This window comes from Rhizobium sp. B230/85, assembly GCF_019355735.1.
Lineage (GTDB): Bacteria > Pseudomonadota > Alphaproteobacteria > Rhizobiales > Rhizobiaceae > Rhizobium > Rhizobium rhododendri.
Genome location: NZ_CP072156.1, coordinates 2,446,701 through 2,459,399, shown reverse-complemented (window position 1 = coordinate 2,459,399; position 12,699 = coordinate 2,446,701). Strand labels below are relative to the sequence as shown.

11 protein-coding genes are annotated in these 12,699 nt (G+C 60.5%); 6 read left to right on the top strand and 5 right to left on the bottom strand.

Annotation, left to right across the window (positions count from 1 at the left end):
• Positions 1–2: 2 nt before the first annotated feature.
• Both J5289_RS11935 and moaA read right to left on the bottom strand, forming a co-directional pair.
• Positions 3–914 carry a DMT family transporter gene (locus J5289_RS11935; RefSeq protein WP_209183891.1) on the bottom strand — a complete coding sequence of 304 codons (912 nt, stop codon included), beginning with the start codon at positions 912–914 and terminating at the stop codon, positions 3–5.
• A 181-nt stretch (positions 915–1,095) separates the two neighbouring features.
• The gene (moaA, locus tag J5289_RS11930; RefSeq protein WP_247749097.1) at positions 1,096–2,169 is read right to left on the bottom strand and encodes a GTP 3',8-cyclase MoaA; all 1,074 of its coding nucleotides are present in this window, start codon (positions 2,167–2,169) and stop codon (positions 1,096–1,098) included.
• A 109-nt stretch (positions 2,170–2,278) separates the two neighbouring features.
• On the opposite strand from moaA, the gene J5289_RS11925 reads away from it, so the two are divergent.
• Both J5289_RS11925 and J5289_RS11920 read left to right on the top strand, forming a co-directional pair.
• Positions 2,279–2,650 (top strand): gamma-butyrobetaine hydroxylase-like domain-containing protein, encoded by a 372-nt coding sequence (locus J5289_RS11925; RefSeq protein WP_209183889.1) that lies wholly within the window; start codon positions 2,279–2,281, stop codon positions 2,648–2,650.
• Between the two features lie 22 nt (positions 2,651–2,672).
• Entirely contained in the window at positions 2,673–3,863 is a 1,191-nt protein-coding gene (locus J5289_RS11920; protein ID WP_209206542.1) for a low temperature requirement protein A, read from the top strand.
• 19 nt (positions 3,864–3,882) lie between these two features.
• Here the strand turns inward: J5289_RS11920 and J5289_RS11915 are convergent, their stop codons facing one another.
• A complete protein-coding gene (locus tag J5289_RS11915; RefSeq protein ID WP_209183887.1) occupies positions 3,883–4,947 on the bottom strand; it encodes a GGDEF domain-containing protein in 1,065 nt (354 codons plus the stop codon).
• Between the two features lie 269 nt (positions 4,948–5,216).
• Complete coding sequence (fumC, locus tag J5289_RS11910) at positions 5,217–6,608, bottom strand: class II fumarate hydratase (protein WP_209183886.1); 1,392 nt, start codon at positions 6,606–6,608, stop codon at positions 5,217–5,219.
• Between the two features lie 503 nt (positions 6,609–7,111).
• Between fumC and J5289_RS11905 the strand changes: the two genes are divergently transcribed.
• Positions 7,112–8,929, top strand: a complete 1,818-nt coding sequence (locus J5289_RS11905) for a murein L,D-transpeptidase (RefSeq protein WP_209184121.1) — start codon at positions 7,112–7,114, stop codon at positions 8,927–8,929.
• Between the two features lie 69 nt (positions 8,930–8,998).
• On the opposite strand, the gene J5289_RS11900 is transcribed toward J5289_RS11905, so the two are convergent.
• Entirely contained in the window at positions 8,999–9,676 is a 678-nt protein-coding gene (locus tag J5289_RS11900; RefSeq protein ID WP_257625351.1) for an HAD family hydrolase, read from the bottom strand.
• A gap of 210 nt (positions 9,677–9,886) precedes the next feature.
• Between J5289_RS11900 and rpiA the strand changes: the two genes are divergently transcribed.
• The 3 genes from rpiA (at position 9,887) to gor (ending at position 12,692) form a co-directional block, all read left to right on the top strand.
• Complete coding sequence (gene rpiA, locus J5289_RS11895) at positions 9,887–10,594, top strand: ribose-5-phosphate isomerase RpiA (RefSeq protein WP_209206543.1); 708 nt, start codon at positions 9,887–9,889, stop codon at positions 10,592–10,594.
• Between the two features lie 4 nt (positions 10,595–10,598).
• Positions 10,599–11,186, top strand: a complete 588-nt coding sequence (locus J5289_RS11890; protein ID WP_142822940.1) for a DUF2059 domain-containing protein — start codon at positions 10,599–10,601, stop codon at positions 11,184–11,186.
• 120 nt (positions 11,187–11,306) lie between these two features.
• Positions 11,307–12,692 carry a glutathione-disulfide reductase gene (gene gor / locus J5289_RS11885; protein WP_209183883.1) on the top strand — a complete coding sequence of 462 codons (1,386 nt, stop codon included), beginning with the start codon at positions 11,307–11,309 and terminating at the stop codon, positions 12,690–12,692.
• The last annotated feature ends 7 nt before the right edge of the window (positions 12,693–12,699 follow it).

Here is a 12,699-nt window from a genome sequence, read left to right as displayed (position 1 = left end):
TGTCAGACGGGAACGCGCGGATCCGATCTTTGTGCCAGCTGGCTGGCGTGTTTGCGCCGGCTTTCGCGGTAGAAAGTATAGAGGCCGGAGGCGATGACAATGGCCGCGCCGACCGCCGTCCACAGATCAGGCATCTCGCCGAAGAATATCATGCCGAGCAGGGCTGCGAAAATCAGGCTGAGATAGCGCATCGGCGCAACGACGGCGATGTCGCCGGTGCGCATCGCAAGGATCGCCGTCTGGTAGCCGGCAAGCACCATCACCGACGCCAGCGCCAGATGCATCAGCGCGACCGGACCTGGGCTATGCCAGCCGCCCAGCGGCACGACGAGGATGCCGCCGATCAGCGACACGCCGATGGCCGTGCAGACGGTCACCATCAGCGACGGCACCTGCTTGTCGACGCAACGGGTGGCGAGATCGCGGGCGGCGGTGATGAAGACGCTGGCGATGACGATCAACGCTGCCGGCGTGAAACCCTCCGGCCCGGGACGGACGATGACCAGCACGCCGAGAAACCCGACCGTGATTGCCGACCAGCGCCGCCAGCCGACCGGCTCTTTCAGGAACAATGCGGCGCCGAGCGTCACGGCCAGCGGCAAAGCCTGGATGATCGCCGAGGCATTGGCAATCGGCATCATGCCGAGCGCCGAGATGTAGGTAGCGGCCGCCAGCGCCTCGCAGACCACCCGCAGCAGGATCATCGGCTGGGCAATGACCTTGAACGAACGCAGCGCGCCCAGGTGTCTGGCGATCAGGTAGACCATGACGCTGGTGAGCAGGCCGCGCAGCAACATGATCTCGCCGGCATTCATGACCGAGATGACAGATTTGGACAGGGCATCGCTGCAGGAAAAGGCCGCCATGGCCGCTGCCATATACAGCGCACCTTCCGTATTCTTCGATCGGGCCATTGGTCACTTCCACCGGTTTGCGTGGCAGTGTCTACGCGGGAAAGCGGCGATTGGGAATCTGTGACGGAAAGGTTATCGGGAAAATCGTTTGTGCGATGCGGTATCCCCCGATGGGTCCGGCAGTTCGGTTACAGAGAGCGGCACTGGCAGGTAGCCGGACGAAGGACCGTGCAGAAAAATATCACCCGCCGGTGACGCTCATGTGGCGGGCGACGGCGGGGCGGTTGTGGGTGCGGTCGATGATGAAGTCGTGGCCTTTCGGCTTGCGGCGGATGGCCTCGTCGATTGCCATGCTGAGGAGTTCGTCGTCGGGGGTCGCGCGAAGGGCGGCGCGCAGGTCTGCGGCGTCGTTCTGGCCGAGACACATGTAGAGCGTGCCGGTGCAGGTCAGGCGGACGCGGTTGCAGCTTTCACAGAAATTATGGGTGAGCGGGGTGATGAAACCCAGCCGGCCGCCGGTTTCCTCGACGGTGACATAGCGGGCAGGGCCGCCGGTGCGATAGCCGATATCAGTCAGGGTAAACTGCTTTTCCAGATCCGACTTCACCTTGGATAAGGGAAGATACCGATCAGTGCGGTCTTCCTCGATCTCGCCCATCGGCATCGTCTCGATGACGGTGAGGTCCATGCCGCGTGCATGGGCAAACCGCAGCAGGTCGGGAATTTCCGTTTCGTTGAAGCCTTTCAGCGCGACGGCATTGAGCTTGATCTTGAGGCCGGCGGCAAGGGCGGCATCGATACCTTCCATCACCCGGGCGATATCGCCCCAGCGGGTGATTTCCTTGAACTTGTCGGCATCCAGCGTGTCGAGCGAAACGTTGATACGGCGCACGCCGCAGGCGTAAAGCTCGTCTGCGAAACGGGCGAGCTGCGAGCCGTTGGTGGTCAGCGTCAGCTCCTCCAGCGCGCCGGACTTGACCTTGTCGCCGAGGCTGCGGATCAGCTGCATGATGTTCTTGCGGACGAGTGGTTCGCCGCCGGTGAGCCGGATCTTGCGCACGCCCTTGGCGATGAATGCCGAACAGAGCCGGTCCAGCTCTTCCAGCGTCAGAAGGTCCTTCTTCGGCAGGAACGTCATGTTTTCCGCCATGCAATAGGTGCAGCGGAAGTCGCAGCGGTCCGTCACGGAAACGCGCAGGTAACTGACCATCCGACCGAAGGGGTCGATCATGGAGGAAGGGCTTGCCGAAAGTGGAGAGGCGCTGGCGATAGTGCCGACGATGCTGTTCACAAATATATCTCCGTGATTGAACATAACTGGGACGACTGGCTTGTTGCGTCAAGGCAAATGCTCGAGAAAAGAGTCTTGCGCGCGGTGCGGCCGCAGCCTAGTCCTGCGGTTGTAGCAAAGAGTGGGGCGCAGTATGAGCGGGATTTGGCCGACCGAGTTGCGGGTATCGAAGGATCGGCAACGATTGCTGGTGACTTTCAACGATGGCGCCAGTTTCGACATTCCGGCCGAACTGATGCGGGTGACATCCCCGTCTGCCGAGGTTCAGGGGCACGGACCCGGCCAGAAGGTGACCGTTGCCGGCAAGCGCGATGTCGGCATCATGACGATTACGCCAACCGGAAATTATGCGGTCCGCATCGGCTTCGACGACCTTCACGACACCGGCATTTTCACTTGGACCTATCTGCGAGAGCTGGGTGAGAATGGGCCGGCGCTGATGGCAGCCTACGAGAGCGAACTGGCCGACAAAGGCCTGAGTCGCGACAGGGTCGGCCAGCACTGAGAACATCAGGTGGGGATAGAGTATGACCGGTCGTAAAGCAGATGGATGGTTACGTCAGAAGGGGAGCCGGAACGAGCACCGGGTCTCGTTCGTCGAGTTGTTTTTCGACCTCGTGTTTGTGTTCTCGATATCTCAGCTCGCCCATGCGCTTTACGAGCATTTCACCGTGCTCGGCGTACTTCAGGCGCTGCTGCTGACGCTCGCCGTCTGGTGGGTGTGGATATTCACAACCTGGGTCACCAACTGGCTCGATCCGGACCGGCAGCCGGTGCGGGTGATGCTGTTCGTGCTGATGCTCGCCGGGTTGATTCTCTCGGCATCGATCCCCGAGGCGTTCGGCGAGAAGGGCCTGATGTTTGCGGGCGCATTCGTGTTCATGCAGGTAGGGCGCTCGCTGTTCGCGGTCTACGCGCTGCGCCACGCCGCCCCCTCCAATCACCGCAATTTCCTGCGCATCACCGTCTGGCTGTTGTTGTCCGGCGTCTTCTGGATCGCCGGTGGCCTGGAAGAGGGAGAGGTACGGCTGGTGTGCTGGCTGGTAGCGCTGGCGATCGAATATGCAGCACCAGCCGCCGGTTTCTTGGTGCCGGGCCTCGGGCGCTCGACGCCTGCGGACTGGAACGTCTCGGGCGCACACCTGGCGGAACGCTGCGCGCTGTTCATCATCATCTGCCTCGGCGAGGCCATTCTCGAGGCCGGGGAGACCTTCTCCGAGATGCCGCTCGTGCCGCAGAGCATGATGATGCTCGTTTGCGTTTTCGCCGGCACTGTGGCGATGTGGTGGATCTACTTCCAGTTCGGCCACGAGCGTGCCGCCCATCGGATTGAGCATGCCGAGTTGCCCGGCAGTCTCGCGAGGCAGGCGTTCACCTACGCGCATATCCCTATTCTCGCCGGTATTATCGTCACCGTGGTCGCCAACGAGCTCGCCCTGACGCATCCGGACGATGTGGCGGACCTAGGCGTTGCCGGCGCTATCCTCGGTGGCCCGCTGATTTTCCTATGCGGTAATCTCTGGTTCAAGGCGACCACCGGCAACCGTCCGCCGCTGTCGCATCTTGTTGGTATTGCTGTTCTGCTGCTGTCGATGATGCTCGCGTCGCGGGTCGACAGGTTCGACCTGGCAATCCTTGCGACCGGCATTCTTGTAGGGGTGGCGCTGTGGGAATTCGTGTCGCTGCGGCACAGTTCACAGACCTTGCGGCAGCGCTGACCGGCCTCGGTATCGAGGCTCAGTTCTTGTAGATCAGCCAGCTCTTGCTGAAATCCTTCTGCATGCCGCTCTGATATTGCGACGTGCAGTTGCGTCCGGAATTTTTGGCCTGATAGAGCGCGATATCGGTGTTGCTGTAGAGTTCGCCCGGATCCTTCGCTTCCGACGCCATGCAGACGCCAAGCGACATGGTGATCGGCCCGTAGTCGACGCGGGTGCGCGAATTGCGGAAGGGGGTCGATTCGAGAGTGCGGCGGATCCGCTCGCAGATCGCCATCACCTCGTCAGCCGTATTGCCATCGATGATCAGGGCGAATTCCTCGCCGCCGGTGCGGGCAACGAAGACGTCACGACGGACGTTGGCGCGGATTACTGACGCGACTGTCGCCAGGATCTTGTCGCCGACCGGATGGCCGAAGTTGTCGTTGACCTTCTTGAAATTGTCGATGTCGCATAACACCAGCGCCGTGACGGACTTAGCCATCGGATTGTCGAACACCGATGCGAGGCGGTCATCGAAGGCGCGGCGGTTGGAGAGGCGCGTCAGGGAATCGGTGTTGGCGATGCGCTTATATTCGTCGAGTTCCTTGCGAACCTGATCCATCTCCTGAGAGCGCTGGGCAACATCCTCAACCGTCTTTTCGCCGCGCGCCATAGTGTCGCCGGTGGCTTCGGTCAGCATGTCAATCGCATTGCGCAGCAGGTCGGCGCTGTTGGCGGTCTTCGAGGTGATACGGGCGAAGGTTTCGCCGAGGAGCTTGTTGTAGCTGGAAAGCGATGTCTGTTCCTGCTTCAGGGTGCGCAGGACGCCATCCAGCTCGTTTATGATTCGCGAATGGGCGTCGTCGTAGATCCGTGTGGAATGTGAAAAATACTGGCTGCCGAGAAGATCGATCTCTTCCTGCGTGGCGTTGCTGCCAAGTGCTGCCAAGTCACGGGTGAGAGCTGGGTTGGAGCCAATATAGGCTTCGTAGAAAAGCTCGTAATTGCGCGGGATCGGAGCAACGCCCATAGCTCGCATAGCATAGATGATCTGTCCTGCCACGTCGGGAATTTGCGACTTGGACGCAATCACCGTGCTCATTGGCGAACTCCTAAGGATTTAAATGACTATGGTTTATGTAGCCTAAATTTCTTTTGAAAAGATTAAGGGTAACCTTGCTGGAAATTAGTAATGAAATCCTGCGAATACTGTTAAGCTATTGAATATAATTGTAATTATTGAAAGTGCGGTTGCAGATTTTGTCTTTGTTGGCAAGAAAAGTCTACCGGAAGTTAATATTATATTTATCTAATTAAATGTTTTGGTTGCGTTGGGCATCCCGGCCGAAGCCGGGATGCGAGGGCCGAATGTTACTTCGGGCCGATCATGTTTTCAGGCCGAACCAGTGTGTCGAACTCCTCGTTGCTGAGATATCCTCCGCCAACGGCTTCCTCGCGCAGCGTGGTGCCGTTCTTGTGGGCGGTCTTTGCGATCTTGGCGCAGGCATCGTAGCCGAGGCGCCCGTTCAACGCTGTCACCAGCATCAGCGAGTTCTCGACACCCTTGCGGATGTTATCCTCGCGCGCCTCGATGCCGACGACGCAATTGTCGGTGAAGGAGACGGCGGCGTCGCCGAGGAGCTGGACGGACTGCAGGAAATTGTAGGCCATCATTGGATTGAAGACATTGAGCTCGAAGTGGCCCTGGCTGCCGGCGAAAGTGATGGCGGCATTGTTGCCGAAGATGTGGGCGCAGACCTGTGTCAGGGCTTCCGACTGGGTCGGATTGACCTTGCCCGGCATGATCGACGAGCCCGGTTCGTTTTCCGGCAGCGACAGTTCGCCCAGACCGGCGCGTGGGCCGGAGCCGAGGAAGCGGATGTCGTTGGCGATCTTGAACAGGGCGGCGGCAGCAGCCGCGATGGCGCCGTGGGCGAATACCATGGCATCGTGGGCGGCCAGCGCCTCGAACTTGTTAGGCGCGGTGACGAAGGGCAGGCCGGTGATCGCCGCGATCTCTTCGGCAACTTTCTCGGCAAAGCCGATCGGTGCATTAAGGCCGGTGCCGACGGCCGTGCCGCCCTGGGCGAGTTCATAGAGACCGGGCAGCGTCAGTTCGATACGCTTGATGGCCGAGCCGACCTGGGCTGCATAGCCGGAAAATTCCTGGCCGAGCGTCAGCGGCGTGGCATCCTGCGTGTGGGTGCGGCCGATCTTGATGATGTGGGCAAAAGCCTTGACCTTGGCTTCCAGAGCCTCGTGCAGGTGGCGCAGGCCCGGCAGCAGGTGGTGGACGATCTGCTCGGCGCAGGCGACATGCATCGCCGTCGGATAGGTGTCGTTGGACGACTGGCTCATGTTGACGTGATCGTTCGGATGCACCGGCTTCTTCGAGCCCATGACGCCGCCGAGCATTTCGATTGCCCGGTTGGAAACCACTTCGTTGGCATTCATGTTCGACTGGGTGCCGGAGCCGGTCTGCCAGACGACCAGCGGGAAATGCGCATCGAGCTTGCCGTCGATGACTTCCTGCGCGGCGGCGACGATCACTTTACCGAGATCGGCGTCGAGCCCGCCGAGCTGCATATTGGCGCGGGCGGCTGCCTGCTTGACGATGCCCAGCGCGCGGACGATCGACATCGGCTGCTTTTCCCAGCCAATCTTGAAGTTGCCGAGCGAGCGCTGCGCCTGTGCGCCCCAGTACCGGTCGCTGGCAACGTCGATCGCGCCAAACGTGTCGGTTTCCTTACGGGTGGAAGTCATTCTGCTGCCTTTCGTGGGACCGTGGAGCTGCCGCTCCGTTCGAAAATCCGCGTTGTTATAAGGCCGATCCGCCGGTAAGAAAACAGCAAAGAGAAGTCTCCTGAAAGTTGCGTCGACTCGATCTTTCCAGGCCGCAAATTCCCGTGCTATTTATATCACGCGCCTTGCCAATGTTTTTCGGCCGATTTTTACGCCTCAATTGCAACGCAAAATTCCACAAAAAATTAACCAATAATTTCATAATTTTGTGTGAACTTCTGAGCGTTCGACGCGGCCGAATCCCATGCGAAAAGCAAGTATTCGTGCGTCGTTCCGACCGGGTGGTTTTCTTCCAATTCACCGCCCGATCTTCTAGTATCGCTGAATTATTTGACATGAGCTCGGGCTGTCCGACACACCCATGACAGGGGACTGAATTGAGAACGACATTTCTGACGAAAGCAGCAGCATCCGTCCTGGCACTATCCTGTGGCCTGACGATCGTTGGCACGTCTGCGCATGCCATGACGCTGATGGATTTCATTCGTGGCGGCAAGGGTCGGTCGCAGCAGCAGGTTGACAGCAATCAGATCCTGCCTCCGAGCATGCCGATTGCTCCCGTCCCCAGAGAAGGTGCGGGTGGTGGTGGCCCGGCTCCGAAGGTCAGCTCGCCGACCTACTACACCTACAAGCCCGAGCCGATGCGCCTGGTCGCAACGAGCAAATTCGCGGATCCGGTGGTCACCGGTGCCGTTGCCGATGTGTCTTCTGCTCCTGTCGCAGTCGACCCGTCCAGCGCCCAGCGTCGTTATCTCACCGAAGCCCGGGTGTCGGCGACCAACGATGTCGCCAAGGCTCTGGAGGACTATTACGCCGACAGCAAGAAGCCGATGGTCTGGGTTGCCGATAACGCGGTGTCCGAGAAGGCCAAGGCCGCCATGGCTGTGCTGGCGCAGGCCGATCTCATCGGTCTCGATCCCGACGACTACAAGGTTGCCGTTCCCGTCATCGACGAGGGCAGCGTCAATCCTGCCGACCGTGACCGGGCGCTGACTCAGTTCGAACTGGCGCTGTCGGCCAAGGTTCTCGCCTTCGTGCAGGACAACCAGCGCGGCCGCATCGATCCGAACAAGCTGTCCGGCTATCACGACTTCAAGCGCAAGGACGTCAACCTGATGCCCGTGCTGGGCAACCTGTCGCTCAGCCCTGACGTCACTGCCTATCTCAACAGCCGCAGCCCGCAGAACCCGCAGTTCGATGCCCTGAAGGCTGAATATGCCCGGTTGAAGGCCGAGACTACCAACGATGCCAACCGCGTCGCGATTACCCTCAGCGGCATCATCAAGCCCGGCGATACCTCGCCGCAGATCGCCAACATCGTCAAGGGCATCCAGCTCAAGGGTTCCGATGCGTTGACGACATCTCATGCCGACGTGTTCTCGTCCTATCAGCAGACGCCGTTGTACACGCCGGAACTGGTTTCGCTGGTCGAAGCGTTCCAGAAGGAAAAAGGCCTGACGGCCGATGGCGTCATCGGCCAGTCGACCGTTCGTGCGATCGTCGGGGAAAACAGCGATGCCAAGCTGCAGAAGCTGACCATCGCCATGGAACAGCTTCGCTGGCTGCCGGACCAGCTCGGCCCGCGCTACGTCTTCATCAACCAGCCGGCCTTCATGGTCTACTACTACAACGACAACAAGGAAGCGTTGTCGATGCGCGTCGTCGTCGGTGCCAAGGGGCACCAGACGAACTTCTTCGAGAACCAGATCCAGACCGTCGAGTTCAACCCGTACTGGGGCGTGCCGCAGTCGATCATCGTCAACGAGATGCTGCCGAAGCTCAGGGCCGATCCGAACTATCTCGACAAGACCGGCTACCAGGTCGAGGTCAACGGTCGCGCCGTCCCTTCGTCCAGCGTCGACTGGTACGGATCGACCACCAACATTGCCGTGCGCCAGCCGCCGAGCAGCGACAATGCGCTGGGCGAACTGAAGATCCTGTTCCCGAACAGCCATGCGATCTACATGCATGATACGCCGTCGAAGAGCTTCTTCAAGAAGGACATGCGCGCCCTCAGCCACGGCTGCGTCCGCTTGGCCGATCCGCGCGCCATGGCAGCGGCAGTGCTGAACACGACTGTTGCCGATGTCGCCAAGCAGATCGCCACCGGCGAGAACAAGGCCGTGCCCGTGCCGCAGCGCTTCCCGGTCTACATCGCCTACTTCACGGCGTGGCCGGACAAGGATGGCGTCGTTCGCTACTTCGACGATGTCTACGATCGCGACACCTACACGATGAAGGCGTTCGCTACGACGACCAAGGTCCGCGAAGCGCAGATCTGATCGCGTCCCTCGGACAATTACTTTCGACAGGCGGCCCTCGGGTCGCCTGTTTCGTTTCGGAGATATGCCTCAGCGCGTTGCGAGCAGCCTTGTGACCAGTTCGGGCGTCAGTTCTTCGTAGTGCTGGATGATATGGTTTGGAGACAGGCTTGCGATCTCCACGTCTGAGTAGCCGAAGGGCACGGCGATCGACGGAACTGCGGCATTGCGGGCGGCGAGGATGTCGTTGATGCTGTCGCCGACCATGATTGCCCGCGTCGCATCGCCGCCAGCCTTGTCGATGGTGCCGAGGATATGCTGGCCGTCAGGCTTGCGGACAGGGAAGGTATCGCCGCCAACGATGGTTGCGAAGTAGTGGTCGAGGCGTAGCTTCTGGAGCAGGGTTACAGCCAGCGCCTCCATCTTGTTGGTGCAGACAGCAAGCGCGAAGCCTTCGGCCCTTAGGCGGTCCAGGGCGGCGACGAGACCGGGATAAGGCTTGCTGTCGCCCGGCATGGTCTTGCCGTAGAAGTCAATGAAGCGCTCCATCAGAGGCGGCATGTCCTTTTCCTCGAGATCGTAACCGCCGAGCTTGCAGGCCCGCTCGATCATAGTTTTTGCACCGTGGCCTACCAGATAGGTGAGGTCGTTATAGCCGACCGGCTGGAGGTCGAGGGCGGCGATCGTATGGTTGAGGCTGGCGACGAGATCCGGCGCGGTATCGACCAGCGTTCCATCGAGATCGAAGACTACAGTGGGAGTTTTCACGGGCAGACCGCCTTGGCTAACGGGGAGGGAAAAACGAGCCTTTCCAGTAAAAGATCGCGTCTGCCAATGCAACGCCGGCGAACTCCGGCTGCCTCTTGCGCGCCTCTCGGGATGCCGCCGCAATTCTTCCGCACCGCCGAATTTTGGCTTCCGTTTGCCAAGCGGGCCGTGTAAACAGCACTCCATCGAAACGGTGGGAGCACGTGGCGCATGGACGCCCGCGAAATGAAGATCAAAGCTGCGGCAGTGGCTCTCGATTATGTCGAGAGCGGCATGCGGCTTGGCATCGGCACCGGCACCACCGCTGAGGAATTCGTCAGGCTGCTTGCCGAAAAGGTCGCCGACGGATTGCGGATCGAAGGCATTCCGACATCCGAGCGCACGGCGCGGCTCTGCATGGAGCTGGGCGTGCCGCTCAAATCACTGGACGAGCGCCCGGAACTGGACCTGACCATCGACGGCGCCGACGAACTCGACCACAGCTTGCGACTGATCAAGGGCGGTGGCGGCGCGCTGCTGCGCGAAAAGATCGTCGCTGCCGCATCCGGCCGAATGATCGTCATTGCCGACGAGAGCAAGCTTGTCGAAACCCTGGGTGCATTTCCATTGCCCATCGAGGTCAACATCTTCGGGCTGACGGCAACGCGGCTGATGATCGAAAAGGCTGCGGCCAGACTTGGGTTATCCGGCGCCCTGGCATTGCGCCAAGCGGGCGACCAGACTTTTACGACCGATGGCGGGCACTACATCCTCGATGCATCTTTTGGCCGCATTGCTGATGCAGAGGCGCTATCAGCCGCACTTCATTCCATACCCGGCGTTGTCGAACACGGGCTCTTTATCAACTTGGCGACGCTTGCGGTCATTGCCGGCCCGGCAGGCGCGCACACGCTTCACGCGCATCATACAGGAGATTGAACACATGATCAAAATAGCGGGTTTCGGCCGCCTGGCCGCTGCAACCGTTCTTCTTTCCGGCATGGCGTTCGGTTCAGTCAGCGCGCAGGAAATCTCCGAAGAACAGATGAAGGCTGCCCGTGCCGCGATCAACGCGCTCGGCATCACCAATCAGTTCGATTCCATCCTGCCGACGCTGGCCGAGCAGCTGAAAAGCACGATGATCCAGGCCAACCCGAATTTCCAGGAAGCCATCAGCTCGACCGTCGACCAGCAGGCGCTCGCGCTTGCTGCCCGCCGCGCCGACCTCGAGAAGGAAGCGGCTGCAACCTATGCCAAGTCGTTCACAACCGAAGAACTAAAGGCAATGGCCGACTTCTACAATTCGGAAGCGGGCAAGAAGCTGCTGAAGGATGGCCCGATCGCCACACGCGAACTCTACAAGGCTGCCGACATCTGGGGACAGGGCATTTCGCGTGACCTCGCCAACCAGAGCAACAAGGCACTCGAGAAGATCGTCAAGGTTCCGCCGGCTCCGCCAGTTGCCGACGCCGCACCGGCTCCGGCTGCCAAGGCACCTGCTGCAAAGCCGGCACCTGCTCCGAAGCCCTAATCGCTTCGCATATCTGTTATTCCAAAGCCCGGTTCATCCGGGCTTTTCTTTTTATCGCCGGTATTCCTATATCAGCATCGATCCAGCCGGCTCGCCGGCATAGAAATTCCAGGAGCTCCCATGCCGTCATTCGATTTTGATCTTTTCGTCATCGGTGGAGGCTCCGGCGGCGTGCGCAGCGCCCGCGTCGCGGCGTCGCTTGGCAAGAAAGTCGGGATTGCCGAGGAATTCCGGTATGGCGGGACCTGCGTCATCCGTGGCTGCGTTCCTAAAAAGCTGTTCGTCTACGCCTCGCAGTTCCACGAGCATTTCGAGGATGCGGAAGGGTTCGGCTGGACTGTCGGCAAGAGCACGTTCGACTGGAGCAAGCTGGTCGAGGCCAAGGACAGGGAAATCACCCGTCTCGAAGGGCTTTACCGCAAGGGCCTCGATAATGCCAAGGCCGAGATATACGACAGCCGCGCCGAGCTCGTCGATGCCCATACCGTGCGCCTCACCAAGACCGGCCAGACGGTGACTGCCGAGCGCATCGTCATCGCCGTCGGCGGAATGCCGAATGCGCACCAGTCGCTTCCGGGCCACGAGTTCTGCATTTCCTCGAACGAGGCGTTCGACCTGAAGACGCTGCCGAAGTCGATCCTGATTGCCGGCGGCGGCTACATCGCCGTCGAATTCGCCAATATCTTCCATGGCCTCGGCGTCGATACGACGCTGATCTATCGCGGCGCCGAGATCCTGTCGCGTTTCGACAACGACATGCGCCAGGGCCTGCATGAGGCAATGGTCGCCAAGGGCATCAAGATCCGCTGCCATGATGTCATCGAGGAAGTCACTAGGACGGCGGAGGGCCTGCAGGCCCGCACGAAGCAGGGCGATACGCTGAGCGTCGACACGGTGATGCTGGCGCTTGGCCGCGATCCCCACACCAAGGGGCTCGGGCTGGAGGCCGCCGGCGTCAAGGTCGACGGTCGTGGCGCCATCGTCGTCGACGAATACTCGCGCACCTCGGTGCCAAACATCTTTGCACTCGGCGACGTCACCGATCGGGTACAACTGACGCCGGTCGCCATTCACGAGGCGATGTGCTTCATCGAGACCGAATACAAGAACAATCCCACCAAGCCGGATCACCAGCTGATCGCCACCGCCGTGTTCTCGCAGCCTGAAATCGGCACCGTCGGCCTGAGCGAGGAGGAGGCCGCTAAAAAATATGAGGCGCTTGAAGTCTATCGCGCCCAGTTCCGGCCGATGAAGGCGACGCTATCGGGGCGGGCCGAAAAGAGCATCATGAAGCTGATCGTCAATGCGGCCGACCGCAAGGTGGTCGGCGCCCACATTCTCGGCCACGATGCCGGCGAGATGGCGCAGCTGCTCGGCATCACATTGAAGGCCGGCTGCACCAAGGACGATTTCGATCGCACCATGGCCGTCCACCCGACTGCGTCCGAAGAGCTGGTGACGATGTATACGCCGAGCTATCTGATCAAGAACGGCGTGCGCGTCTGATCAAGAT